Raw genomic sequence first — 26,687 nt, 5'->3', positions numbered from 1 at the left:
TACGTGGGTTCCGTGCTGCCGGAGTTCATGGTCCCGGCCGCCGTGGTGGTCCTCGCCGAGCTGCCGTTGACCGCGCACCGCAAGGTCGACCGGCGTGCCCTGCCCGCCCCCGACTACACCGCGGCCGTCTCCTCACGCGGACCGCGCAGCGAGCGTGAGCGGGCGCTGTGCGCGATCTTCGCCGAGGTGCTCGGGCTGGAGCGGGTCGGCATCGACGACAGCTTCTTCGACCTCGGCGGCCACTCGCTCCTCGCCACGCGTGTCATCAGCCGCATCCGCACCGTCCTGAACGTCGAACTCCCCCTCCGGGCCCTGTTCGAGGGTCCCACCGTCGAACAGCTGGACCGCCGTGTCGAGCGAGCCGGTACCGCGCGGGCCGCGTTGGTCCCGGCCGAGCGGCCCGTTCATGTGCCGCTGTCGTACGCGCAGCGCAGGATGTGGTTCCTGAACCGCTTCGAGGGAGCGACGGCCGCCACGTACAACATGCCCGTGGCCCTGCGGCTCAGCGGCCGGCTGGACCGCGAGGCGCTGCGCGCCGCCCTGCGTGACGTCGTCGCGCGCCACGAGGCCCTGCGCACGGTGTTCCCCGAGGGCCCCGACGGGATCCCTCACCAGCAGGTGCTGGACATCGACGCGTGCGCCGGCAGCCTGGACCTTCCCGTCGAGACGGTCGCGGGCGATACCCTGTCGGCGCGTCTCGGTGAACTCGCCGCCCAGGGCTTCGACCTGACGACAGAGATACCGGTGCGGGCACGCCTGCTCGCACTGGACGACACCACCCACGTCCTGGTGGTCGTCCTCCACCACATCACCGGCGACGGCTGGTCGATGACGCCTCTGGCACGCGACCTCGCGGCGGCCTACGAGGCGCGGGCGGCGGGCCGTGCCCCGCGGTGGGAGCCGCTGCCGGTGCAGTACGCGGACTACGCGCTGTGGCAGCGTGCGGTCCTGGGCGACGACTCCGATCCGGACAGTCTGATCAGCCGGCAGCTTGGATACTGGGTCGGGCAACTGGACGACCTGCCGGAGGAGCTGCGGCTGCCCACCGACCGGCCCCGCCCCGCCGTCGCCGGTCACCGGGGCGGCCGGGTGATCTTCGAGCTGGACGGGGAGCAGCACCGTCTGCTGGCTCGTATCGCCCAGGAGACCGGTGCCAGCCTCTTCATGGTCCTGCAGGCGGGCTTCGCGACGCTGCTGTCACGGCTCGGTGCGGGGACGGACATTCCGATCGGTACGCCGGTGGCGGGCCGTACGGACGAGGCGCTGGACGACCTCGTCGGCTTCTTCGTGAACACCCTGGTGCTGCGGACGGACGTGTCGGGTGACCCCACGTTCCGGGAGCTGGTGGGGCGGGTCCGGGAGACGGACCTGGCCGCGTACGGACACCAGGACGTGCCCTTCGAGCACCTCGTCGAGGTGCTGAACCCGGCCCGGTCCATGTCCCGGCATCCTCTGATCCAGGTGATGCTCGTGATGCAGAACACGGAGGAGGCCGAGCTGAGCCTGCCCGGGCTCACCGTGTCCGCCGCGGCGGCGCCGACGAACGTGGCCCGGGTCGACCTGTCCGTGTCGTTCGCCGAGCAGCACGGGCCCGACGGCCGTGTCCATGGCCTCACGGGTGTCCTGGAGTACGCCGCCGACCTGTTCGACCGGTCCACCGCCGAGGCGATGACCGCCCGGTTCGTCGGCCTGCTGCGGCAGGTGGGCGGCGATCCCGGCCGCAAGGTCGGCACGGTGGACGTCCTCGCCCCCGGTGAGCGGGAGATGCTGCTGAGCGGTGGGAACGGCACCGCGGTGGCCGTGCCGGACCTGACGGTGTCCGGACTGTTCGCTCGGCAGGCCGCCGCGACACCGGACGCCGTCGCGGTGATCAGCGGCGACAGGACACTGACGTACGCGGAGTTGAACACCCGGGCCAACCGGCTCGCGCACTGGCTCGTCGGGCGCGGCGTCGGCCCCGAGCAGCGGGTCGCGCTGGCCTTGCCCCGGTCCGTGGACCTGGTCGTGGCGGTGCTGGCCGTCCTGAAGGCGGGGGGTGCGTACGTGCCCGTCGACACCGACCACCCCGCGGAGCGCGTCGCGTTCATGCTGGAGGACTCCGCACCCCTGCTCGTGCTCGGCCCGGACGACATGGCGGGCGGCCTCACCGGACTTCCGGACACCCAGCCCGCCCGGGCGGGTCTCGGACTCGGGGACGCCGCGTACGTCATCTACACGTCCGGTTCGACCGGCAGGCCGAAGGGCGTCGTCGTACCGCACAGCGCGCTCGTCAACCTGCTGGCCTCGTTGGGGGAGCGGCTCGCGCTGCGGGCCGGTGACCGAGTCCTCTCGGTGGCGTCGATCGCGTTCGATCCCGCGACCGTGGAAATCCTCCTTCCGCTGGTCTCCGGCGCCGGCCTGGTCCTCACCGACAAGGCGACCCTGACCCGGCCCGAGGCGCTGAGCGACCTCATCCGTGCCACCGGGGTCACCTACATGCAGGCCACACCGGCGCTGTGGCAGACACTCGTCACCCACGACCCCACGATGGTGCGGGGACTGCGGGTCGGCACGGGCGGTGAAGCGCTGCCCGCGCCGCTGGCCGCGACCCTGTGCGCACACGCCGACCAGGTCGTCAACCAGTACGGGCCGACCGAGGCGACCGTCACGTCCACGCTCGCCGAGATCACCCCCGGCACGGACACCCCGCCCATCGGCCGCCCGATCGCGAACACCCGGGTGTACGTCCTGGACGAGGGGCTCCGTCCGGTGCCGCCGGGCGTCATCGGCGAGCTGTACATCGCGGGGCACGGCCTGGCCCGCGGCTACCTCGCCCGTCCCGCCCTCACCGCCGAGCGGTTCGTCGCCGATCCCCACGGACCCGGCGGGTCACGCATGTACCGCACCGGTGACCTCGCCCGCTGGAACGGCGAAGGCCGGCTGGAGTACGCGGGCCGCGCCGACAGCCAGGTCAAGCTCCGCGGTTTCCGTATCGAACCGGGGGAGATCGAGGCGGCCCTCGTCCGGCACCCGCGAGCCGCCCGAGCGGCGGTCGTGGTCCGCGAGGACCGGCCCGGCGACCGGCGCCTCGTCGGATACGTCGTGCCCGCCGACGGCGGCGACCCCGTCGACCCGGGGGAGCTGCGGACGTTCGTCTCCGGCCTGCTGCCCGACTACATGGTGCCCGGCGTGGTGCTGCTGCTCGACGCCCTCCCGCTCACCCCCAACGGCAAGCTCGACCGGCGCGCGCTGCCCGCACCGGTGTACACGGCTTCCGGGCGGGAACCGCGCGACGCCCGCGAGAAGGCACTCGCCGGGATCTTCGCCGAGGTGCTGGGCGCGGAGCGCGTCGGCATCGACGACAGCTTCTTCGACCTGGGCGGCCACTCCCTGCTCGCCACCCGGGTGACCAGCAGGATCCGCACCGTGCTCGGCGTCGAGGTGCCGCTGCGGGACCTGTTCGAGGCACCGTCGGTGGCACGGCTGGCGGAGCACGTGGCGGGTGCCGGCGCGGCGCGCCGGGCGCTGCTGCCGGCGGCGCGCCCCGACGTGGTCCCGCTGTCGTTCGCCCAGCGCAGGCTGTGGTTCCTCAACCGGCTCGAAGGCCCGGAGTCCGCCACCTACAACGTGCCGCTCGTCCTCCGCCTGAGCGGCCCCCTCGACCGCGCCGCCCTGGCCGCTGCCCTGCGGGACGTGGCCGAGCGGCACGAGTCGCTGCGGACCGTCTTCCCCGAAGGCCCCGACGGCACCCCGTACCAGCGGATCCTGCCCACCGCCGACGTCGCCCTCCCGGTGCGCGAACTCCGCCAGGACGAGCTGCCGGACGCGGTGGCCGAGGCGACCGGCCGCGGTTTCGACCTGCGGACCGAAGCGCCCCTGCGTGCCGCCCTGTTCGCCCTGCCGGACGGGACCCACGTGCTGGCCGTCGTCGTGCACCACATCGCGGGCGACGGCTGGTCGGTGGCGCCGCTGGCCCGGGACGCGGCCACGGCGTACGCGGCCCGCACCCAGGGCCACGGCCCCGCGTGGGAGCCGCTGCCGGTGCAGTACGCCGACTACGCGCTGTGGCAGCGCGAACTGCTCGGCGACGAGTCCGACCCGGCGAGCGTCATCGCCCGGCAGGTCGCCCACTGGACGGCCCACCTCGCCGGCCTGCCGCAGCAGCTGGAGCTGCCCGTGGACCGGCCGCGCCCGGCGGTGGCCTCCTTCCGGGGCGACCGGGTGGCGTTCGACGTGCCACCGGACGTACACGCCGGCCTCACGGCGCTGGCCCGCGAGTCCGGTGCCAGCCTCTTCATGGTGGTGCAGGCGGCGTTCGCGGCCCTGCTGTCCCGGATGGGCGCGGGCACCGACATACCGATCGGTACACCGGTGGCGGGCCGTACGGACGAGGCGCTGGACGACCTGGTCGGGTTCTTCGTGAACACCCTGGTGCTGCGGACGGACGTGTCGGGTGACCCCACGTTCCGGGAGCTGGTGGACCGGGTCCGGGAAGTGGACCTGGCCGCGTACGAGCACCAGGACGTGCCGTTCGAGCATCTGGTGGAGGTCCTCAACCCCGCCCGCTCCCTGGCCGCCCACCCCCTGTTCCAGGTGATGCTGGCCCTCCAGAACAACGCGCAGGCCCGGCTGCACATGCCCGGACTGGACGCGGCGGCCCTGGACAGCCCGGGCTCCGCCAAGTTCGACCTCTTCCTCAGCCTCGCCGAACGCACGTCCCCCGACGACGAACCCGCCCCCGGCATGACCGGCGTCCTGGAGTACGCCGTCGACCTGTTCGACCGAGCGACGGTCGAAACCCTGGTGGAGCGGTTCATCCGCGTGCTGGCGGCGGTCGTGACCGACCCGGAGGCACGAGTGGGTGCCCTGGCGGTGCTGTCCGAGGACGAGCGTCACGAGCTGGTGGTACGCCGCAACGCCACGGGTGCCGAAGTGCCGTGGGTGTCGTTGCCGGAGTCGTTCGCGGCGAGGGTGGCGGCCGATCCGGACGCGGTCGCGGTGGTGTTCGAGGGTGTGGAGCTGTCGTACGGGGAGTTGAGTGCTCGGGCGAACCGGTTGGCGCGGTTGTTGGTGGAGCGTGGGGCGGGGCCGGAGCGGGTGGTGGCGTTGATGCTGCCGCGTTCGCAGTGGTCGCCGCTGGCGTTGCTCGCGGTGGTGAAGACCGGGGCGGCGTATCTGCCGATCGATCCGGAGTACCCGGCCGAGCGCATCGCCTACATGCTCGGCGACGCCGATCCGGTGTGCGTACTGGGATCGGCGGAGACACTTCGGCAGGTGCCCGGGGAATGGACGGAACGCGCCGTCGACATCACCGTGCCGGCCCTCGACGCCTACGCGCCGGGCGAGTTGTCGGCCGACGAGCGCGGCGGGGAACTGCTGCCCGGCCACCCGGTGTACGTGATCTACACATCGGGGTCGACGGGCCGCCCGAAGGCAGTGGTGTTCCGGGCCGGGGCGATGGCCAACCTCCTCACCTGGCACGCGGACGACCGCACGAGCGGTGCGACCACCGCCCACTTCACGTCCATCAGCTTCGACGTCGCCGCACAGGAGATCTTCTCCACCCTGTGGTCCGGCGGAACCCTCGCGGTGCCCCGTGACGACGTCCGCAGGAACCCCGCGGAACTGGTGCGCTGGCTCGACCGGCACGACGTGCACCGGCTGTACGCACCCAACCTCGTCATCGAGGCGATCGCCGAGGCCGCCACCGAACTCGGCCTCCCTCTCCCACGGCTGCGGGACATCGCCCAGGGCGGGGAGACGCTGACCGTGCGCGACTCCGTACGTGACTTCTTCACCCGGGTACCGGGACGCCGGCTCCACAACCACTACGGGCCGACCGAGACCCACGGCGTCACATCCCTGCTGCTGGACGGCGACGCACGCGACTGGCCGGTGTCGCCGTCGATCGGCCGGCCGGTGGCCAACAGCCGGGTGTACGTGCTGGACGAGCGGTTGTGTCCGGTGCCGGCGGGGGTGGCGGGCGAGCTGTACCTGGCGGGTGACCAGGTGGCTCGGGGATACCTGAACCGGCCGGGGCTGACGGGTGAGCGGTTCGTGGCCGACCCGTTCGCGGAACGGTCCGGTGAGCGGATGTACCGGACGGGCGACCTGGCCCGCTGGCGGGCGGACGGGACGATGGAGTTCCTGGGACGCGCGGACTTCCAGGTGAAGATCCGCGGGTTCCGGGTGGAGCCGGGCGAGATCGAGGCGGTGATCGCGGGGCATCCGCTGGTGTCGCAGGTGGCGGTCGTCCCCCGGGAGGACCGGCCCGGCGACAAACGCCTCGTCGCCTACGTCGTACCGCGTGCGGCGGACGCCTTCGACGCCGCCGAGCTGCGCCGCCACGTGAGCGGCCGCCTGCCCGGCTTCATGGTCCCGGCCGCGATCGTGCCCCTCGCCGAACTGCCGCTGACCGCCAACCGCAAACTCGACCGGCGGGCCCTGCCCGCACCGGAGTACACCGCTACCGGGCGCGGCCCGCGCAACGGGCGGGAAGAGGTCCTGTGCGCGGTCTTCACCGAGGTCCTGGGCCTGGAGCGGGTCGGCATCGACGACAGCTTCTTCGACCTCGGCGGCCACTCCCTGCTCGCCACCCGCGTGATCAGCCGGGTGCGCGCACTGCTCGGCGTGGAGCTGCCCCTGCGCGTCCTGTTCGAAGGGCCCACCGTGGCACAGCTCGCCGAGCGGGTCGCGGACGCCGGAGCCGCGAGGACGGCACTGGCCCCGATGGACCGTCCCGCCGAGGTGCCGCTGTCCTTCGCCCAGCGCCGCCTGTGGTTCCTCAACCGCTTCGAAGGCGGTACGGCCGCGGCGTACAACCTGCCCATCGCCCTGCGGATCACCGGAGCCGTGGACCAGGCGGCGCTGCGCGCGGCCATCCGCGACGTCGTCGCCCGGCACGAGTCGCTGCGCACCGTGTTCCCCGAGAGCGCCGACGGCACCCCCTTCCAGCACGTCCTGGACGTGGACGACGCGTGCCCGACCCTTCTCGCCGTGCCGGTGACCGAGGCGGAGCTGCCCCAGGCCCTGGCCGACGAGACGCGGCACGGCTTCGACCTGGCCTGCGAACCCCCCCTGCGCGCCTGCCTGTTCGCGGTGGACGGCACCGCCCACGTGCTGGTCGTGGTGCTGCACCACATCGCGGGTGACGGCTGGTCGATGGCCCCCTTGGCGCGGGACGTGGCACAGGCGTACGCGGCCCGCACCGAGGGGCACGCCCCCGCATGGCAGCCGCTGCCGGTGCAGTATGCCGACTACGCGCTGTGGCAGCGAGAGCTGCTCGGCGACGAGAGCGACCCGGACAGCCTGCTCGGCCGCCAGGTCGCGTACTGGCGGAACCACCTCGCCGAGCTGCCCGAACAGCTTCAGCTGCCCATCGACCGGGCCCGTTCCGCGACGGCGTCGTACCGGGGCGGCCATGTGGCCTTCACCCTGGACGCGGACACCCACGCGGGCCTGACCGAGCTGGCCCGGGAGTCCGGCGCGAGCATGTTCATGGTGGTGCAGGCCGCGTTCGCGGCACTGCTGTCCCGGCTGGGCGCGGGGACGGACATTCCGATCGGCTCCCCGGTGGCGGGCCGTACGGACGAGGCGCTGGACGACCTCGTCGGGTTCTTCGTGAACACGCTGGTGCTGCGCACCGACCTCTCCGGTGACCCCACGTTCCGGGAGCTGGTGGACCGGGTCCGGGAAGTGGACCTGGCCGCGTACGCGCACCAGGACGTGCCCTTCGAACACCTGGTGGAGGTCCTCAACCCGGCCCGCTCCACGTCCCGGCACCCCCTGTTCCAGGTCATGCTGACCTTCCAGAACACGGAACAGGCGGAGATACGGCTCGACGGCCTGGCGGTCGCGGCGGAGGCGACACCCGCCACCACGGCGAAGTTCGACCTGTCGCTGAGCGTCCGCGAGACGTCCGGCCCGGACGGCACCCCCGCGGGGCTCGCCGGCACCTTCGAGTTCGCGGCCGATCTGTTCGACCGGGTGACGGTCGAGGAGGTCTCCGCGCGCTTCGGACGACTGCTCACCGCCGCCGTGGCCGACGCCGACCGACCCGTCAGCGGCCTGGAGATCCTGTCCGCGCCCGAGCGCGCGGAACTGGTCGCCGGAGTGCACCGCCCGGACGCCGCCGACCCGCGCACGCTGCCGGATCTCTTCGAGGAGCAGGCCGCGCGCAGTCCGGAGGCGACGGCCGTCGTCTTCGACGGAACGGAACTCACCTACGCCGAGCTGAACGAGCGCGCCAACCGCCTCGCCCGGCATCTGATCGGACACGGCGCGGGACCCGAGACCACGGTGGCCCTGGTGCTGCCGCGCTCCGCGGACGCGGTGGTCGCGATGCTCGCGGTCCTGAAGACCGGCGCCGCCTACGTGCCGGTGGACCCCCGGTACCCGGCCGAGCGGATCACCCACATGCTGGAGGACGCCCGGCCCACCGTGGTGCTCACGAGCGCGGCACAGCGGGACACCGTGCCGCGGGGCACGGTCGTCGTGGTCGAGGACGCGGCGGAGGCCGTCGCCCGGGAGGCCGGCGCGGACGTACCGGACACGGAGCGGCACCGCCCGCTCCTGCCCGGCCACCCCGCCTACCTGATCTACACCTCGGGCTCCACGGGCCGGCCGAAGGGCGTCGTCGTCCCCCACGAGGCGATCACCGGTCACCTGCGGTGGATGGCCCGCACCTACCCCCTCGGCGCCACGGACAAGGTGCTCGCCCGTACCTCGTTCAGCTTCGACGCCGCCGTCTGGGAGATCTGGCTGCCGCTGCTCACCGGCGCCGCCATGCACCTGGTGAGCGCCGAGGTGGCCGCCGACCCGCACCGGCTGGCCGACCGGATCGCCGGGCACGGCGTCACGGTCGCCCAGGTCGTACCGTCACTGCTGTCCGAGCTGTGCGCGGCCGCGGTGGCGGCGGGCACCACGCAGGCGTCCCTGCGGCGGCTGTTCGTCGGCGGTGAACCACTGCCCGCCGCCCTGGCCGAACTCGCCCAGGACACCTGGGGCGTGCCGTGCGTCAACCTGTACGGGCCCACCGAGTCCACCGTCCAGGTCACCCATCACGAGGCCCGGCAGGACCGCACCGGAACCGACGCCTGTCTGCCGGTCGGCCGTCCCGTCCCCGGGGTGCGTGCGTACGTCCTCGACGACGGGCTGCGGCCGGTGCCCGCGGGCGTCCCCGGCGAGCTGTACCTGGCCGGCGACCAGCTGGCCCGCGGCTACGCGGGCCGCCCGGACCTGACCGCCGACCGCTTCGTCGCCGACCCCTACGGTCCTCCCGGCACGCGCATGTACCGCACCGGTGACCTCATGCGGCGTCGCCGCGGCGGTGAGCTGGAGTTCCTGGGGCGGGTCGACGAGCAGGTCAAGCTGCGCGGCTTCCGCGTCGAACTGGGCGAGATCGAGGCGGTGCTGACGGCCCAGTGGCAGATCTCCCAGGCCGCCGTCGTGGTCCGCGAGGACCGGCCCGGCGACCAGCGGCTCGTCGCCTACGTGCTGCCCGCCGACGGCGCCCCGCTCGACCTCGACGAGCTGCGCGGCCGCCTCGCCGGGCTGCTGCCCGACTTCATGGTGCCCACCGTCTTCGTGGCGCTGGAGACCTTCCCCCTGACGCCCAACGGCAAGCTCGACCGGCGGGCCCTGCCCCGGCCCGACGTGACCGCCCGCAGCGCCGGGCGCGCGCCGCGCAACCCGCAGGAGGAGGCCCTGTGCGGCCTGTTCGCGGAAGTGCTCGGCATCACCGGGGTCGGTATCGACGACAGCTTCTTCGCCCTCGGCGGCCACTCCCTGCTCGCGACCCGCCTGATCAGCAGGATCAAGACGGTCTTCGGCGTACGGGTCTCCCTGCGGGCGCTGTTCGAGGCCCCCACCGTGGCCCGTCTGCTCCAGCGGTTCGACGGCGAGGACCCGGGCGACGGCCTGGCCCAGCTCATGCCGCTGCGGCCGGACGGAGACCGGCCCCCGCTCTTCTGCGTCCACCCCGCCAGCGGCCTGAGCTGGGCCTACGTCGGCATGCTGCAACACCTCCACCCCGATCAGCCGGTGTACGGGCTACAGGCGCGCGGCATCGCCGAGGAACGGGCCCTGCCCGGCTCCCTGGAGGAGATGGCCGCCGACTACGCGGCGCAGATCCGCGCGGTCCAGCCGACCGGCCCGTACCACCTGCTCGGCTGGTCGTTCGGAGCCCTCGCCGCGCACGCCGTCGCGACGACGCTCCAGGAGCAGGGGGAGAGCGTCGCGTTCCTGGCGCTCCTCGACGGCTATCCGCCCAGCGGCACCGGCACGGCCGACCCGGACGTTCCGGACGAGGTCGACATCCTGCACGGGCTGCTCCGCGACATGGGCATCCACGACGACCTGCGCGACGCGGCCGTCCCCCCGCTCGTCAAGGCGGCGGAACTGCTGCGGCACCAGGGCGGAGCCCTGACCGGACTCGACGAGAAGACACTCGCCCGGGTCGTGGCCGTCTGCGCCAACGGCATGCGCATCTCGGCCGGCCACCGCCCCGCGGTGTTCCGCGGCGACGTGGAGTTCTTCACCGCCACCGCGGGCCGGCCGGACCGGCAGGGCGCCCACTCCCTGTGGGGCCCCTACGTGGAAGGACACCTCACCGACCACCCGGTCGACTGCGCCCACGCCGACATGACCACCGGGGCTCCCCTCAAGGAGATCTCCGAGGTGGTCGCCGCGAAGCTCGCCGGGAACGGAGACGTTCGATGACGCCGTCCGTCAGGCCGCGCGGGCCGCGCCGTACCGTCGGACCCGGCCCGTCCGGCTCACCGATGCGGCGCCTCCTCCACTGCTGCCGCCGCTACCCCCGCACCATCGCGCTCACCGTGACGGCAGCCGTGGCGGCCATCGCGGCGGCGGCCGCGATGCCGCTGATCAGCCGCGCCATCGTGGACCGGGTCATCGTCGCGGGCGAACTGCCGCTGCTGCCCTGCCTGCTGGCGCTCGCCGGCGCCGGCCTCGTCCGCTTCGGCGCGGGCGCCGCGCAACGCTGTCTGGCGGCACGTCTGTCCTGCGACGTCCAGCACGATCTGCGGATCCGCACGTTCCGCGCGCTGTCCCGGCTCGACGGGGCAGGACAGGACACCCTGCCGACCGGGCAGGTGGTCAGCCGGTCGATCTACGACCTGTCCATGGCACAGGGCCTGCTCGCGCTGCTGCCCAACGTCCTCGCCAGCGTCCTGCTGCTGGTGCTGTCCCTCGCGGTCATGGTGGCCCTCTCACCACTGCTCACCCTGGTGATGCTGCTCGTGCTGCCCCCGCTGCTGCTGACCGCCTGGCACAGCAGCAGGCGTCTGTACCCCGCCACCCTGGAGGCACGGGAGCGCGAGGCCGGCGTCGCCTCCGCCGTCGACGGCGCGGTCACGGGGGTCCGGGTGGTGAAGGGCTTCGCCCAGGAGGAACGGGAACTGCGGGGGCTGAGCGCCGCCGCGCACGACCTGTTCACCGCACGGCGGCGTGTCGTCCGCCTCAACTCCCTGTACAGCTCGACCCTGCAGGCGCTGCCGCTCCTCGGCCAGGTGGGCATCCTCGCCACCGGCGGCTGGCTGGCCGCGCGGGGCTCCCTCAGCCTCGGCACGTTCGTCGCGTTCTCCACGTACGTCGCGCAGATCGTGTCCCCGCTGCGCGGGCTGGCCACGGTCGTCACCGGGGTCCACCAGGCGCGTGCCAGCGTCGCACGGGTCTTCGAGATGATCGACACCGGGCCGCTGGTGACGGACCGGCCCGGCGCGGCGCACCTGCCGCCCGGACCGGCCGGTATCGAACTGGACGACGTGACGTTCGGCTACGGCACGGACGGCGAGGCGCCCCCGGTCCTCGACGGGGTCTCGCTGACCGTGCGACCCGGCGAGACACTCGCGCTCGTGGGCGCCCCCGGATCCGGCAAGTCGACCCTGGCGCAGTTGCTCCCGCGGTTCTACGACGTGTGGGGCGGCGCCGTACGCGTGGGCGGCCACGACGTGCGGGACCTGACCGCCGACTCGCTGCGCTCCGCGATCGGCCTGGTACCGGAGCACAGCTTCCTCTTCACCGGCACCGTGCGCGACAACATCGCCTACGGCCGTCCGGACGCCACCGGGGCCGAGGTGACCGCGGCAGCCACGGCGGCCGGAGCCGACGCGTTCGTCCGCGAACTGCCCGACGGCTACGACACCCGGGTCGGCGAGCGGGGCTTCACCCTCTCCGGCGGGCAGCGGCAGCGCATCGCACTGGCCCGCGCGCTGCTCACCGACCCGCGTGTCCTGCTGCTCGACGACGCCACCTCGGCCGTCGACCCCCGCACCGAGCAGGAGATCCATGCCACGCTCCGGCAGGTCATGAAGGGCCGGGCCACCCTGCTCATCGCGCGCCGCCGGGCCACCCTCCGACTCGCCGACCGGGTGGCCTTCCTGGACGGCGGCCGGGTCGTCGACAGCGGCACCCACGACGAACTCCTCGCCCGCTGCCCCGCGTACCAGGCCCTGCTCGCCGGCCCGGAACCGGAACCGGGCGGCGAGACCGGAGGAGCGGCGACCGGAAAGCCCGCGCACCGGAACGCGTCCCACCCGGCGGCGGCCGTGGCCGCCGCCGAGGCCCTCACCGCCCCGACCACCCCCGAGGAGCCCACCGCCCCGGCCGCCCCCGGCGAACTCGCCGACCTGACCCCGGCCGCCACTTCGCCGGCGCCCGACGCGGAGCCCGGCTTCGGCCTGCGCAGCCTGCTGCGCCCCTTCCGCGGTGCCCTCGTCCTGGGCGCCGTCCTCGTCCTCCTCGACGCACTGGGCAGCGTGTTCGTGCCGCTGCTCATCCGCACCGGCATCGACGACGGCATCCGGCGGTCCGCGTCCCCCGTGCTGCTCGGAACGTCGCTCGCCGCCGTCGCCGTCGTACTGGCGGGCTGGGCGGTCAGCCTGGCCCAGATCCGCGCGAACGGCGTGCTCGGCGAGCGGATCCGCTATCTGCTGCGGCTGCGGGGCTTCGCCCACCTCCAGCGTCTCGACCTGTCCTACTACGAGCGGGAGCTGTCCGGGCGCATCATGACCAGGCTGACCGCCGACGTCGACGCGGTCGCCGCGTTCAGCCAGACCGGTTTCGCCACGGCCCTCGTCAGCCTCGTCTCCACCGTCACGGTCCTCGCCGTGCTGCTCGTCCTGGACTGGCGGCTGGGCCTGGTGGTGTGCGCGGCCCTGCCCGTCCTCGCCGTGGCCACCGTCGTCTTCCGGCTGACGTCCGCCAAGGCGTACGACGCCGCCCGCGACAGTTCGGGCGCCCTCAACGCCGAGCTGCAGGAACACGTCGCGGGCCTGCGCATCGCCCAGGCGTTCCGGCAGACGGAGCGCGTCGCCGACCGGTTCGCCGGCAAGAGCGCCGCCTACCGCACCGCCCGACTGCGCGCCCAGCGCTACGCCGCCGGCTACTTCGGGCTCGTGGAGCTGCTGCCGGCCGCGAGCGCCGGGTGCGTGCTGGCCTTCGGGGCCGGCCGGGTCCGCTCCGGCGCCCTGACCATCGGGCTGCTCGTGGTGTTCCTGCTCTACGTCGACGTCCTCTTCGCCTCGGTGCTCCAGCTCTCGCAGGTCTTCGACGGCTACCAGCAGGCGGCCGTGGGGCTCCGCCGGATACAGGACCTCTTCCGCACCCCGAGCGGCACACCGCGGGCGGAACGCCCCGTGCCGGTGCGGAAGGTGGCCGGCGCCATCGACCTCGCGGACGTCCGCTACCGCTACCCGGGCGCCGCGCGGGACGCGGTCCACGACGTCACGCTGAGCATCCCGGCCGGACAGACGGTCGCGCTGGTCGGCAAGACCGGCGCGGGCAAGTCCACGCTCGTCAAACTGGTCGGGCGGTTCTACGACGTGACCTCCGGAGCCGTCCGGGCCGACGGGCAGGACCTGCGCACCCTGGAACTCGGGGACTACCGGCGCCGGCTCGGCATCGTCCCCCAGGAGACACACCTCTCGGGCGGCACGGTGCACGACGCCATCGCCTACGGCCGCCCCGCCGCGACGGAGGCCGAGGTGATCGCCGCGGCCCGCGCCGTCGGCGCCCACGACCTGCTGTCCCGGCTCCCCGGCGGCTACCGGCACCCGGTGGGGGAGGGCGGCCGGAACCTCTCCGCGGGCCAGCGTCAGCTCATCGCCCTCGCCCGGGCCCGCCTCGTCGACCCGGACGTCCTCCTGCTCGACGAGGCCACCTCGGCGCTCGACCCGGCGACCGAGGCGGCCGTGTCCGGTGCCGTGGCCCGGCTGACCACCGGCCGCACCTCCCTGCTGGTGGCGCACCGTCTGGCCACCGCCGCCCGCGCGGACCGCATCCTCGTGATGGACGGCGGCACCGTCGTGGAGGACGGCAGCCACGATCAACTCCTCGCCCGCGACGGGTATTACGCGGGCCTGTGGAAAGCCGCCGTACCAGGACACGACCGGGAGGGAGATCCGGTCACCCGGTGACACGACCGGCGGGGGACGATGCGAAGAACGCGGTCAGCGCGTCGTTCACCGACCGCGGATCCTCCAGATGACCGAAGTGCCCGCAACGCGGAATCTCGACGTAGTGGCAGCCCCCGACGGCCTCGGCCACCTCCCGGCCCAGGTGCGGCGGGGTGACGATGTCGTCGCTGAACGAGATCACCGCGCAGGGCACCCGGATGCCCCCGTAGTCCCTCAGACGGTTCGGGATGAGCGTGGCCTCCAGCTGATACCGGTAGCCGTCGCTCGCGTCGAGCGGTCCTTCCATCAGGGCCATCCAGTTCTCGGCCCGGGAGTCGTCCTCCAGGGTGGACTGGGACAGGTTCTGCATCGCCCGCAGCACCCCGCGATGAGCGGCCGAGACCGTGGGCCCGCCGAGGCTCTGCTCGATCTCGGACCTCACCATGGCCCGGCGCATGGCGTCGGTACGGCCACGGGTGGCCATGAAGACGGCCTGGCGCAGCAGTCCGGGATGACGCAGGGCGAGTTCCTGGGCGACGATGGCGCCCAGCGACACGCCCACCACCCGGCAGGGGGCCAGACCGAGCGCCTCGATGAGACGGGCGGCGTCGGCGACCATGTCGTCCAAGCCGAAGGGGCTGCCGGGCCCCGGTCCGCCGCCCCGCTGGTCGAAGGTCACCGTCTGGTAGCCGGCCCGCACCAGAGCCGGCACCTGGTGGGCGTCCCACATCCGGGCCCGGCCACCGCTTCCCGGGATCAGCAGGACGGGTTCGCCCGCCCCCTTGCGGGTGTAGACGAGGTCGGCGTCCCCACTGCGCAGCTCAGGCATGATCGCTCCCGTTGTCCCGGCCGGCGAGTTGCGTCCGCGCGGCCGACACGATGCGTTCGAAGATCTCCTCGTCGGCCTCGAACACGGAATCCGGGACGGGCCAGTGGACGACGATCTCGGTGAAGCCCCGTTCGGCGTGGCGCCCCGCGAAGTCCACGAAGGCATCGACGGACCGGAGCGGACTGCCGCCGCCGAAGCCCGTCAGCAGGATCCGCTCGATGTCCCGCGCCGCTCGCCCCTGCTCGGCAAGCGCCTTGTCCAGGGTCTCGACCTGCTCGGCGATCGTCGCGTGGAACTGCTGCTCGTCGCCGTCGGGCAGCCGCGGATCGCCCAGGGTCACCCAGGCCTGCCCGTAGCGGGCTGCCAGCTTCATGCCCCGCGGCCCGGTGGCGGCCACCGCGAACGGCAGCCGGGGGCGCTGGAGACACCCGGGCAGGTTGTACGCCTCGTGGGCGCGGTAGAACCGGCCGTCGTACGAGACGGGGGAGTCCCTCAGGAGCCGGTCGAGAAGTCCGAGGAACTCCTCGAAGCGGTCGGCCCGTTCTCGCGGCGACCACGCCGGACCTCCCAGCACCGTGGCGTCGAAGCCGTTCGCTCCGGCGCCCACCCCCAGCGTGACGCGCCCGCTCGACAGGTCGTCGAGGGACAGGAGTTCCTTGGCGAACGGCACCGGATGACGGAAGGTGGGGGAGGCGACGAGCGTGCCCAGCCGGATGGACCGGGTGACCGCCGCGGCCGCGGCCAGCGTGGGCACGGCACCGAACCAGGCCCGGTCGCGCAGACTGCGCCACGACAGATGGTCGTAGGTGTAGGCGGCGTGGAAGCCGAGTTCCTCGGCACGCCGCCAGCTGCGGTCGCCGCCCTCGCTCCAGCGCCGGGTGGGCAGGATGACGGTGCTCAGCCGCACGGGTGTCCCCCTCGGACGTGGTTCTCGGCTACGGGCGCAGCACGGCCTTGAGCACGGAGCCGGCGCCCACGTGCCGCAGGGCCTCCTCGCACTCCGTCATCGGGTACTCGGTGACCAGGCTCTTGATGTCGAACCGTGCGCTGAGAGCCGGCAGCAGATTCACGTAGGCGACCAGATGGGCACCGGTGAAGCCCCAGGAGCCGAAGAGGGAGAGCTGGCGGTGGACGAGCTGGTGCGGGTTGATGTCGATCTCGCCGCGGTCGGTGTACTGCCCCACGACGAGGTAGGAGCCGCCGCGCCGCGCCATGGCGATGCCCTGGGGGATGGCGTCCGGAGCGCCCGCGCACTCGATGACGAGATCGGCGCCGTAGCCGCCGGTCACCGCGCGGACCTCGGCGAGGACGGATGCGGCGTCCCGGTCGTCGACGATGTCGAGGTGGACGTCGCCGATACCGAGGCCCTCGGCGACCGCGAGGCGTGCCCTGGGGCCGCCCACCACGATCACCCGGGCCGCTCCGGCCAGGTGTGCCATGGCGGCGGCGGCGAGTCCCACCGGTCCGCTGCCCTGGACCACGACCGTCTCACCGAGCCTGACGGGGCGTCGGCCGTACAGGGCGTGCACCATGGTGGGCCCGGCACAGGCCAGTGACATCGCCGCCGACGGGTCCACGCCCGCCGGGATCCTGACCAGGCTGGTGCCGGCGCGCAGGACCATGCGTTCCGACCACGAACCGGACGGGCCGGGGGCGTTGGGCACCGGGATGTTGACGCCGTACGTGGTGCGCCGTTCGCACAGGGTGGGTTCCTCGTGCATACGGCAGGGGACGCAGGTACCGCAGGAGATCGAGGACGCCCACATGACGGTGTCGCCGACGCCCAGGAGGTCGCCGTTGGCGTCACGCAGCCCGCCGGAACCGATCCGCTCCACCGTTCCGAGTCCCTCGTGGCCGAGGACCACGGGCGTGGGGATGTCCAGCCGTCCGCTCCACAGGTGCGCGTCGGTGCCGCAGACCCCGCCGTACTCCACCTTGACCTGGACTTCCCCGGGGCCGACCTCGGTGACGTCCAGCTCTTCCAGGGCGAGGGGCTCGCCGAATGCACGCAGAACTACGGACCGGGAGGTCTTGGGGAGAACGTCAGACATTTCCATCCACTACTCAGGACCGGATCGAGGAAGGGCTGCGGCAGGGACCCTAGGGGCGCGCATTATCGACGCCGTATCAGTCGTCCGACGGGGCGCTCGCTCCCGGGCACCGGGACACCGGGGCGCGAAGCGTGCGCGATAACGAGACGAAAGCTGTGCCACCTACGTTCTGAGCTGGCGTGATGACGGTCCGACTGCACGAGGAGTCAGCGGCATGGCGGGAACGGCGAGGCACGGTTCGTCCGGGACGACCGGCAGATGACGAGCGAGACGACGCCGCCGGGACCCGTGGGGACCATGGGCCGGGGCGGCACCCTGTGCGGGTCCTTCGCCGCGCGGGCACGGGAGCAGGGAGACCGCACCGCGCTGATCGACGGGGGAAGGCACTACTCCTACCGCACCCTGGACGAGGTCTCGAACGCCTGGGCCCGGGAGCTGACGCGGCGCGGAGTCGCGGCAGCGGGTGACACGGTCGCCGTCGTCATGCCGCGCTCGGCGGAGCTGGTCGCGGTGATACTCGCCGTCCTCAAGACCGGCGCCGCGTACTCGCTGATCGCCCCGGAGTGGCCTCGCGCCCGGCAGGAGGAGCTGGTGCGGCTGCTGGCCGCGCCGGTCGTCGTGACGACCGGGACGGCCCGGTGGGACCTCCCCGTCTTCGTCCCCCCGCCCGTCGAGCGGGCGGAGCGGCGGCCCACACCTCCAGCCGTACCCGCCGTCTCCCCCGAAGCCCCGGCCACCGTCTTCTTCACCTCCGGCAGCACCGGCGTGCCCAAGGCGGTGGTCTCACCGCACCGGGCCACCGTCAGCCTCCTCGCCGACCCGGTGTTCCGCGGCTTCGCGCCGGGGGCCGCCATGCCGCTGGCCGCCGCCCTGCCCTGGGACGCCTTCAGTCTCGAACTGTGGGGCATGCTGCTGTCCGGCGGGACGTCGGTCCTGATCGACGGCCCCTACCTGCTGCCCCCCGCGCTCCGGACGCTGGTCGCCGACCACCGGGTGAACGTCCTGTGGCTCACCGCCTCGCTCTTCAACATGTTCGTCGAGGAGGACCCGGGCTGCTTCACCGGTCTCGAGCACCTCTTCATCGGCGGCGAACGCCTCTCGCCGGGGCATGTGCGCAGGTTCCTGACGGCCCATCCCACCATCACGGTGGTCAACGGCTACGGGCCCGTGGAGAGCACGGTCTTCGCGACGGTGCACGAGATCACGGCCGAGGACTGCTCACGCGAGAGCGGCATCCCCATCGGCAGGGCCGTCGCCGGCCGGCGGCTGCGGGTGCTCCGGGACGGGAAGCCGTGCCGAACAGGACAGCCCGGCGAGCTGTACGTCGCCGGGGACGGCCTGGCGCTCTCCTATCTCGGGCAACCCGCACTCACCGAGGAACGCTTCGTCCGGGCCGGCGGTCCGGGACCCGCGGAGCGCATGTACCGTACGGGCGACCTGGTCTCCACCGACGCGGCCGGAGTGCTCCATTTCCACGGGCGCGTCGGCCGGCAGGTGAAGCTCCGCGGTCACCGCGTCGAACTGGCCGAGATCGAGACGCTGGTCCGGCAGTCGCCGGGCGTGACGGAGTGTGTCGCCGTCCCCCGCACGGACGGCAACGGCAGCTGCGTCGGCATCGCTTGCTTCTACACCACGGAGCACCCGGCGGACCCGCGGCCCGACGCACTCCGCCGCGCCATGACCGCTCGCGTTCCGGGGCACCTCGTCCCCGACCACTTCGCCCACGTCGACGCCTTCCCGCTCTCCGCGAACGGCAAGATCGACCACCGGCGACTGGCCTCCTCGCTGCCCCCTCCGCCCGCGTCCGCCGCGGCACACGACGCGACAGCCCGCGATCGGCTGGAAGCCGTCGTCCGGTCCGCGTTCGCGGAGGTGCTGCGTCGCGAGAGCGTGGCGTCCGACGCGTCGTTCTTCGCGCTCGGAGGCACGTCCCTGGACGCCGGCCGGCTGTGCACCAAACTGGGGGCGCGTCTGGGGACACCCGTCCCCATCTCGCTGATCATGGCCCACCCGACGCTCGGCGGCTTCCTGGACGAACTGCGCCGCTCGCGACCGGACGCGCCCCGGCCCGGGACGGCGGGTCCGGGTGACACCTCGCCGCACGGGGCGGTGGAACTCCTCGGCATGCAGGCGGGCTTCGCGATGGCGCACGAATTCCACCCCGAGGACCTGGCACCGCTCTGCCCCTCCTTCTGGAGGATCGACGGACCCCTGGACCTCGATGCCCTGGCCGAGGCCGTGCACGACGTGGGACGGCGCCATGAGGCCCTGGGAGCCGCCTACCCGGCCGTACCCCGACCTCGTGCGGTCGTGGGCGCAGCGGACGCGCCCGCCTCCCTGCACGTCCTGCCCGCGGCGGCCGGCGAGGCCGAAGCCGTCCGCCGGCTGAGGGAGTACGTGCTCGCGCCGCTGAGCATCGAGAGGGGAGAGGTGTGGAGGTGCGCCGCCGTCGCCGGCGCCGCCACGCACTTCTTCGCGCTCTGCGTCCATCACGTCGCCTTCGACGCCTGGTCGCAGCGGATCCTCCGCGAGGAGCTGGCCCTCGCCTACGCGGCTCGCCGAGCGGGGGAGGAGCCGGACTTCGGCCGCGCCCCGGCCCTCCTCGCGGACGTCGTCCGGGAACGCGCGCTGCAACTGCCCCCGGACCGGGTGACACGGCAGCTCGCGTTCTGGTCGCAGGCGCTCACCGGGCTGCCGCCGCTGGTCTTCGGCCGCTCACCGCAGTCACCGGGCCCCGCCCTCGGACGCGCCGAGGCGTCCTTCTCGCTGTCGGCGGCGGACGCCGCAACCCTCGAAAAAGCGGCGGTCGAATCCGGTACGACATTGTTCACCCTGCTCCTGGCCGCCTACGCCACGGCACTCCACCGGACCCTGGGGCAGGACGGGTTCGGCATCGGCGTACCGGTCGCCAAGCGCGACATCCCCTCGGCCGACGGCTTCGTGGGCTGCCTGATCAACACGCTGTGCGTCCCGTTCCACGGCCTGGACCAGGACTTCCCGTCGGTGCTGCTCGGCACCCACGACATGGTGACGAGGGCGTTCGCCGCCCAGGACGTGCCCTTCACCGAGGTGGTCGGAACCGTCCGGCCCGCCCGCTCGGACCGCAACCCGCTGTTCCAGACCATGTTCGCCCTTCAGGACGTCGACCAGGAGACGCTCGACCTCCCGGACTGCCACGTCACCGGCCTCGAGGCCGGACATCCACGCTCCATGCACGAACTCGTCGTGGAAGCCTGGCCGCGGCCCGACGGCACGGTGCGGGTCACGTTCGACCATCAGCCGGAACGCGTTCCCGCGCGGACCGTCCACGCCGTGCGGACGGCTTACCACACGCTCCTCGCAGAGGTGGTCACCGACTACGAGACCACCGCACGACGTCACACAGCTTATTAGGGAGCAGCGGCCGTGGGGCTTTCGTTCTGGGAAGATCCTTACCCTGTCTACAAGAATTTCCAGAAGCTTTCCAGCGTGTTCTGGGACGACATGCTGGAAGTCTGGGTGATCACCGGAAGAAACGCGGTGCACACCGTGCTGCGTTCGCCGGAAGTGTCCTCGGACTGGCTTCGGCTCAGCACCGGGGATTCGGCCGCCCGCGCATTCCCCCGACTGGAACGGATGCTGCTCGGCTGGTTCATGCTCATGGATCCACCCGGTCACACCCGGCTCCGCCGAACCCTGCAGTCCTTCTTCGCCCGCACACGCGTGGAGGGCCTGGCCGAGGAATTCCAGGACGTCGTCGCCGCACACCTGGCACGGATCCGCCCGCTCGACTGCGTGGACGTCGCCAACGACTTCTCCACCCCGGTCGCCAGCGGTGTGCTCGCCCGGGTTCTCGACGTGCCGGCCGACGTCGTGTCCGCGGCGGCCGTGCACATGGGGACGATCGCGGGCTTCCTCGCCCTGCCGCACAAGCGGGAATGCGCGGCACAGGCGGCCGACGCCGTCGCCCGGCTCGACGACCTCTACCGTGCGCTCGCCCCGGACCTCTCGCCGGACAGCGCCCTGTTCCCCCTGGTCGGCGACGACCCGGCGGCGCCCGAGGACGCCTACCTGCACACCGCCCACCTCCTCTCCTTCGCCGGACAGGAGACCACGGCCGGACTCATCGCGACCGGGCTGCTGCACCTGCTGCGCGAACCCGGTCTCTACAAGGACGTGGCCGCGGGACAGGCCGAACCCGAGGCGGTCGTCGAGGAACTGCTGCGCTTCGACACGCCCGTCCCCCAGGTCCCCCGGGTCGCACTGTCCGACCTGACCGTGGAGGGGCACACCATCCGGGCGGGCGACCGCATGCTGGTGCTGCTGGCCGCGGCCAACCGGGACTGGCGGAACTCCGCCGACGCCGACGTCCTCGACTTCGCGCGGAAGCAGAGGCATGTGGCCTTCGGCGCCGGCCTCCACTACTGCCTCGGCGCCCCGACGGCCCGCAGAGCCGCGCGGACGGCGATCTCCGAGTGGACGGCCGCCTTTCCCGCGGCCCGGCTCTCCCCGGAATCCGTCCGGTGGGCGGTCGGTACCGGCTACCGGAAACTCGAATCCGCCCACGTCCGGCTCTCCTGACCCCTGGTGCCCGGCGGCCCACCTTCCACGGACGCATTCGCTCAGTTCTCCGAGAGACACGTGAAGAAAGAGAAAACGACATGGAAAACTCGCTCGATGCGGTGATCGAGACATACGCGAAGGTCGTCGGCACGTCCGAGGTCGGCGCGGAATCCGACTTCTTCGAGATCGGCGGCCATTCCCTGCTGGTCATGGAGGTCATCTCGCTGCTGCGCAGCGAGTACGGAATGACCGTCCCGGCACGGCAGTTCCTGACGGACGCCCGCGCGGAGGCGGTGGCGGCGGCCTGTGTCGCGGTGGAGAGCGAGTGAACACCTCGACGGGGCGCGACGGCATCGGCTCCGTCGCGGAGATGGTCCTGGAGCAGGCGCGCCGGCAGCCCGATGCGCCGGCCCTGGAGGGCGGCGGGAAGTCGACCACGTACCGCGCGCTGGTGGAACGAGCCGCCGGCATCGCCTTCGCCCTGACCCGGAGCGGGGTCCGGCCGGGTGCCGTGGTCGCGATCCATCTGGAGCGCGGCGTCGCCGTGCCGGCCGCCCAGCTCGGCATCTGGCTCATGGGAGGCATCTGCCTCACGCTGCCTCCCGGCATGCCGCGCGGCCGGCTGGAGGCGATCCTGGCCGATGCCGCTCCGGAAGCCGTCGTCGCGGATTCCGCCGGTGTCGCGGACACCGACCTGCCCGGCGTGCCCCGGGTGATCGACCTGGCGGCCTGCGCCGCGTTGGAACCGGAGGCGCCCGGTGCGCCCGGAGGCAGCGCGTATCTCATCCACACCTCGGGGTCGACAGGGGTCCCGAAGGGCGTGCTCGTGGGACACGAGTCCTTCGCGCTGCTGGCGCGGTGGCACGGCGACACCTACGACGTGACGCCCGCGGACCGGGCTTCGTCGATCGCGGCCATGTCGTTCGACGCTTTCATGTGGGAGATCTGGCCGTACCTCTGTCGCGGGGCGTCGGTCCACTTCGCGCCGGACGAACTGAAGCTGGCGCCCTGGGAACTCGGCGACTGGTACCGGGAACAGGCCATCGGCCTGTCGTTCCTGCCGACACCGCTGGCCGAGGCGTATCTGCGGCACGGCACCCGCTTCGGACAGCTGCGCTGCCTGCTGACCGGCGGGGACCGGCTGCGCCTGGGGGACGGGCACCCCCTGCGGCGCTTCGTCAACCACTACGGCCCCACGGAGACGACGGTGGTCGCCACCAGCCACGAGGTGGCGCCGACGAGCACCGGCCCCGTCCCGATCGGCCGGGCGATCGGCCCGGCCCGGACCCTGGTGCTCGACGGCGAGCGCGAGGCCGTGACCGGTGCCGCCGGAGAACTCCTCGTCGGCGGCGCCTGCCTGGCCCTCGGCTACTGGCGGAACCGGGCGGCCACCGAGCGGGGTTTCGTGCGCCTCGCCGGCTCCGAGCGGAGGTGGTACCGCACGGGTGATCTCGTGCGCCGGAACGACGAGGGCGAGCTGGAGTTCCTCGGGCGGATCGACCGGCAGATCAAGGTACGCGGCGTGCGGGTGGAGCCGGGGGAGATCGAGGCGGTGCTGGGCCGGTGTCCCGGGGTGCGGGACGTCGTGGTCGACCGGGACCGGGACGGGGCCGCCCTCACCGCCTATGTGGCCGGGGACCCGCACGGTGCGGAGCCTCTCTCGGCCCCGGTGCTCAAGGAGTTCGCCGGCCGGTACCTGCCCGCCGAAATGGTGCCGCCGCACTACGTCTTCGTGGACGGCATTCCGCTCACGCCGCACGGCAAGATCGACCGAGCGTCTCTCCTGCGCACCCCCTGAACCCCACGCCCACCGGTTGTGGCGCGCCCGCAAGCCCCCTCCAGCACGCGAGCTGCTGCGAGCAGCGTTACCCGGTCCGGGGTCTGACCGAGCAATCGCCGATGTGAGCCGGCCGGGTCGAGCCACAGCCGGCACGGGGCCTGATCAGTCGACCGGTGGTTGCTGCGGACCGACGCTCGGTCTCGTCCGGGGCGAATCGTCCGCCTGTCGCTGGGGCCCGCGTTGCTGCCGGAGGGCGAGGTCGGTCCAGAAGTTTTCGCACCGTCCGGCGTGCTTGATCAGTCCGCCGATGCTCAGCGCGAACCCTTCGATGAAAGAAATTGCAGCAAGTTTCGGCTGGGCACTACCGTCACTTCCTCGCGGTGTGCACGGGTTTCCGGTCGAGAGCTACGGGATCACGCCGCACAATCGCCAACATGTTCGATTAGATCGCTCTCTGCATGACGACTTTTGCGTCATCTTGCGCAAGGGGTGGATGGCGTCGGTGAGGCCGGTCCGCAGCCGGGAGACGGCTTGCGGACGTCGGCGCGAAGAGGCTCCCGGAGGTCTGCGGGCCCGGTCGGCCAGCCGGAGGGGTTCCTCCCCTGGATGCCCGTCGTTCTGTTCAACCCTTAAATGAAGGGCCTGGATGAATTCGGGCTGTGCGGCCAAAACGCATGCTGCATTGAACGCATGAGGCACCTTCAGTCACCACGCGACTCCAACTTGTGTTGGGATGTGCGCGGATGGCGGGCACGAGTCCGCGTCCGTCCGCAGCGGCGCCCCGCGGCCGCTTCCCACCACGCAAGGAGTGACATGTTCTCGACACGTACTCGGGTTCCGTCCGCCTGGCGGTCGGTGCTGATGCTCGGCGTGCTCCTCGCCGGCCTGCTCGCCGTCACGGCTCCCCGCGCCCGAGCGGCCACGGCACAGGACGTCTCCGTCACTTTCGGCGTGCAGGCCACCACCGAAGGCGAGACCCTCCTGGTGTCCGGCAGCGCCCCGCAGCTGGGTGCCTGGGACCCGGCCGAGGCCGTCCCCCTGGGTACCACGGCGAGCGCCTACCCGCACTGGTCAACCAGCATCCAGCTGCCCGCCGGCCTCACGGTGCAGTACAAGTACATCAAGCGTTCCCCCACCGGCATCTTGACCTGGGAAAGCATTCCCAACCGCACCCTGACCGTCTCCCAGAACGGGCCGGGCAACGACGACCGTTGGGACGTCACCCCCGTGATGACCACCTTCCACGCCACCGCCGCCACCACCTGGGGCCAGAACCTCTACGTCTCCGGCAACGTCGCCGACCTCGGTGCCTGGGATCCGGCCAAGGCGCTCCCCCTCACCACCGACTCCGCCACCTACCCGCTGTGGGCCCGCACCCACCAGCTGCCGCCCCATACCGCCGTGCAGTACAAGTACCTGAAGAAGAACCCCGACGGCACGGTCACCTGGGAGAACGGCGACAACCGCACCGTCTTCACCACGTCCACCGGCGCTGTGACGCTCAACGACATCTGGCGCTGACGTCCCGGCGCCCGCAGTATTCCCCCGTCGCGCCCAGGGAGCCCGGGGCACCGGCCCACGCCGCACGAAGCCGACACGCCACCGTCGTGCACCGGGCGGACGCCGTGATCGGCCGGCCGACGCTGTGCCGCACCCGGACGCAGTGGCCCTCGGCCGCGGGCCCAAGGCTGGGAGGCGGATGTGGCTTGCGGGCGGGTTCTCGCCTGCCGGGCCGCGCTTTAGGCTGCGACCGCTCCGAAATCCGGCGATCTTCTGGAGGGTGTGCAGGATGAACCGAGCTCTCATGACCGCATTGGCGGCAGCAGCGTTGGTCGTGTCCGGGGGCAGCACCACCGCCTCCGCTCACGATGCCCCGCCGCGATCCACGCATGGTCCTTGCCAGTACACCCAGACCCCGGACGAGCCGGCGGCGCGGCGGGTTCCCCTGCCGCCCGACCCGCGGCACACCCCCAGCCACGGCTCGGCCGGTACGGCTGTCCGGACCAGCCAGGGCCCGCTCCCGCTGCGTCTGGACCGGGCGAAGGCGCCGTGCACGGTCCAGAGCTTCGTGCACCTGGCGCGGCACCGGTTCTTCGACCGCACGGTGTGCCATCGGCTGACGGCGTATCCGACGCTGAAGGTCCTGCAGTGCGGCGACCCGACCGGCACCGGCGAGGGTGGGCCGGGGTACGCGTACAAGGACGAGCTGCCCGTGGACCTGCCGCCGGCACCGAGCGATCCGACCGGCACCCGTCGCCTCTACGGGCGCGGTCTGCTGGCGATGGCCAACGCCGGACCGAACACGAACGGTTCGCAGTTCTTCGTCGTCTACGGCGACTCCGCGCTGCGACCGAACTACACGGTGTTCGGCACGGTCGGTGCCGCCGGCCTGAAGACGCTCGACAAGATCGCTGCCGGCGGAATCGAGCCAACTGCGCAGGACCCGGCGCCTGTCGACGGCACGCCCGTGCTGAGGACCGAACTGCTCAGCGTCCGGCCGTCCTGCCGGTCCTGATGGACTTGACTCGGCAAGGTGATCTTCGGTGTCCACTCCATAACTTCTGCAGGAGCCCTTGGGGGCTGGAACATCGGGAACGCCGAGTGAATCAATATCTGTTCCCGAGGGATCAGTTTTTGGAGGGCCGCGCAGCCGGAGTTTTTTCCGCGAAGAGCAGAGTAGAATTATCCAACGCACACGGGCGGCTTCGGCGTGCTACTGTCTATCTCAGTTGCAGTTGTGGTTCCCAAAACTTCAAGTGCCCTCGCCAGGCTTCTGCCGGGCGGGAGGACTTCTGTATTTCCGGTCATTTCCGGGCGGGGTAATCATCGCGGCGACACGGCGTCCGCGCAGCGCGGATGCCGATGCACTGCCCCAAAGGAGATATGGCATGGCTGCTGGTACCGTGAAGTGGTTCAACGCGGAAAAGGGCTTCGGCTTCATCGAGCAGGACGGTGGCGGCGCCGACGTGTTCGCCCACTACTCGAACATCGCCGCGCAGGGCTTCCGTGAGCTGCTCGAGGGCCAGAAGGTGAACTTCGACATCGCGCAGGGCCAGAAGGGCCCGACGGCCGAGAACATCGTTCCGGCCTGA

At 72.4% G+C, this 26,687-nt stretch carries 13 protein-coding genes; 9 read left to right on the top strand and 4 right to left on the bottom strand.

Annotated elements, in window-relative coordinates; all coding sequences use genetic code 11:
* Positions 1-12 precede the first annotated feature (12 nt).
* A complete protein-coding gene (locus ACZ7KF_RS39155; protein ID WP_471086607.1) occupies positions 13-10,698 on the top strand; it encodes a non-ribosomal peptide synthetase in 10,686 nt (3,561 codons plus the stop codon).
* Positions 10,695-14,414 (top strand): ABC transporter ATP-binding protein, encoded by a 3,720-nt coding sequence (locus tag ACZ7KF_RS39150; RefSeq protein WP_471086604.1) that lies wholly within the window; start codon positions 10,695-10,697, stop codon positions 14,412-14,414. The genes ACZ7KF_RS39155 and ACZ7KF_RS39150 overlap by 4 nt, the downstream gene beginning before the upstream one ends.
* Here ACZ7KF_RS39150 and ACZ7KF_RS39145 read toward each other — a convergent pair.
* The 3 genes from ACZ7KF_RS39145 to ACZ7KF_RS39135 are packed head-to-tail and all read right to left on the bottom strand — an operon-like array spanning position 14,404 to position 17,273.
* Positions 14,404-15,222 (bottom strand): alpha/beta fold hydrolase, encoded by an 819-nt coding sequence (locus ACZ7KF_RS39145; protein ID WP_471086601.1) that lies wholly within the window; start codon positions 15,220-15,222, stop codon positions 14,404-14,406. The two genes, ACZ7KF_RS39150 and ACZ7KF_RS39145, sit on opposite strands and share 11 nt — an antisense overlap.
* Complete coding sequence (locus ACZ7KF_RS39140) at positions 15,215-16,129, bottom strand: LLM class flavin-dependent oxidoreductase (protein WP_471086598.1); 915 nt, start codon at positions 16,127-16,129, stop codon at positions 15,215-15,217. Before ACZ7KF_RS39140 ends, ACZ7KF_RS39145 begins: the two co-directional genes overlap by 8 nt.
* A 28-nt stretch (positions 16,130-16,157) precedes the next feature.
* Positions 16,158-17,273 (bottom strand): zinc-binding dehydrogenase, encoded by a 1,116-nt coding sequence (locus tag ACZ7KF_RS39135; RefSeq protein ID WP_471086595.1) that lies wholly within the window; start codon positions 17,271-17,273, stop codon positions 16,158-16,160.
* A 258-nt stretch (positions 17,274-17,531) separates the two neighbouring features.
* Here ACZ7KF_RS39135 and ACZ7KF_RS39130 point away from each other — a divergent pair, with 258 nt between their 5' ends.
* Complete coding sequence (locus ACZ7KF_RS39130) at positions 17,532-20,666, top strand: amino acid adenylation domain-containing protein (protein WP_471086592.1); 3,135 nt, start codon at positions 17,532-17,534, stop codon at positions 20,664-20,666.
* 47 nt (positions 20,667-20,713) lie between these two features.
* Here ACZ7KF_RS39130 and ACZ7KF_RS39125 read toward each other — a convergent pair whose 3' ends face one another.
* The gene (locus ACZ7KF_RS39125) at positions 20,714-20,914 is read right to left on the bottom strand and encodes a hypothetical protein (protein WP_471086589.1); all 201 of its coding nucleotides are present in this window, start codon (positions 20,912-20,914) and stop codon (positions 20,714-20,716) included.
* Here ACZ7KF_RS39125 and ACZ7KF_RS39120 point away from each other — a divergent pair.
* The 6 genes from ACZ7KF_RS39120 to ACZ7KF_RS39095 all read left to right on the top strand — a co-directional run bounded on the left by ACZ7KF_RS39120 (position 20,913) and on the right by ACZ7KF_RS39095 (position 26,687).
* Positions 20,913-21,833, top strand: coding sequence for a cytochrome P450 (locus ACZ7KF_RS39120; RefSeq protein ID WP_471086586.1), 921 nt, complete (start codon positions 20,913-20,915; stop codon positions 21,831-21,833). The two genes, ACZ7KF_RS39125 and ACZ7KF_RS39120, sit on opposite strands and share 2 nt — an antisense overlap.
* 80 nt (positions 21,834-21,913) lie before the next feature.
* Positions 21,914-22,144: a phosphopantetheine-binding protein gene (locus ACZ7KF_RS39115; RefSeq protein WP_471086583.1), complete on the top strand. Its 231-nt coding sequence runs from the start codon at positions 21,914-21,916 to the stop codon at positions 22,142-22,144.
* Positions 22,141-23,613 (top strand): amino acid adenylation domain-containing protein, encoded by a 1,473-nt coding sequence (locus ACZ7KF_RS39110; RefSeq protein WP_471086580.1) that lies wholly within the window; start codon positions 22,141-22,143, stop codon positions 23,611-23,613. Before ACZ7KF_RS39115 ends, ACZ7KF_RS39110 begins: the two co-directional genes overlap by 4 nt.
* A gap of 795 nt (positions 23,614-24,408) precedes the next feature.
* Positions 24,409-25,116, top strand: coding sequence for a CBM20 domain-containing protein (locus ACZ7KF_RS39105; RefSeq protein WP_471086577.1), 708 nt, complete (start codon positions 24,409-24,411; stop codon positions 25,114-25,116).
* 268 nt (positions 25,117-25,384) lie between these two features.
* Positions 25,385-26,110 (top strand): peptidylprolyl isomerase, encoded by a 726-nt coding sequence (locus ACZ7KF_RS39100; RefSeq protein WP_471086574.1) that lies wholly within the window; start codon positions 25,385-25,387, stop codon positions 26,108-26,110.
* Positions 26,111-26,483: 373 nt separating this feature from the next.
* Positions 26,484-26,687 carry a cold-shock protein gene (locus ACZ7KF_RS39095; RefSeq protein ID WP_003973099.1) on the top strand — a complete coding sequence of 68 codons (204 nt, stop codon included), beginning with the start codon at positions 26,484-26,486 and terminating at the stop codon, positions 26,685-26,687.

The organism is Streptomyces sp. NPDC038200, assembly GCF_055600785.1.
Note: the sequence above shows the minus strand (reverse complement) of the source record. Positions and strands in the feature narration are given on the sequence as shown.

What these genes read in the sequence shown, in the direction of transcription:
- ACZ7KF_RS39135 (WP_471086595.1), bottom strand. Translation starts at nt 17,273, where the DNA reads ATGTCTGACGTTCTCCCCAAGACCTCCCGGTCCGTAGTTCTGCGTGCA.
- ACZ7KF_RS39105 (WP_471086577.1), top strand. Translation starts at nt 24,409, where the DNA reads ATGTTCTCGACACGTACTCGGGTTCCGTCCGCCTGGCGGTCGGTGCTG.
- ACZ7KF_RS39130 (WP_471086592.1), top strand. Translation starts at nt 17,532, where the DNA reads ATGACGAGCGAGACGACGCCGCCGGGACCCGTGGGGACCATGGGCCGG.
- ACZ7KF_RS39115 (WP_471086583.1), top strand. Translation starts at nt 21,914, where the DNA reads ATGGAAAACTCGCTCGATGCGGTGATCGAGACATACGCGAAGGTCGTC.
- ACZ7KF_RS39095 (WP_003973099.1), top strand. Translation starts at nt 26,484, where the DNA reads ATGGCTGCTGGTACCGTGAAGTGGTTCAACGCGGAAAAGGGCTTCGGC.
- ACZ7KF_RS39120 (WP_471086586.1), top strand. Translation starts at nt 20,913, where the DNA reads ATGGATCCACCCGGTCACACCCGGCTCCGCCGAACCCTGCAGTCCTTC.
- ACZ7KF_RS39100 (WP_471086574.1), top strand. Translation starts at nt 25,385, where the DNA reads ATGAACCGAGCTCTCATGACCGCATTGGCGGCAGCAGCGTTGGTCGTG.
- ACZ7KF_RS39125 (WP_471086589.1), bottom strand. Translation starts at nt 20,914, where the DNA reads ATGAGCATGAACCAGCCGAGCAGCATCCGTTCCAGTCGGGGGAATGCG.
- ACZ7KF_RS39150 (WP_471086604.1), top strand. Translation starts at nt 10,695, where the DNA reads ATGACGCCGTCCGTCAGGCCGCGCGGGCCGCGCCGTACCGTCGGACCC.
- ACZ7KF_RS39145 (WP_471086601.1), bottom strand. Translation starts at nt 15,222, where the DNA reads ATGCCTGAGCTGCGCAGTGGGGACGCCGACCTCGTCTACACCCGCAAG.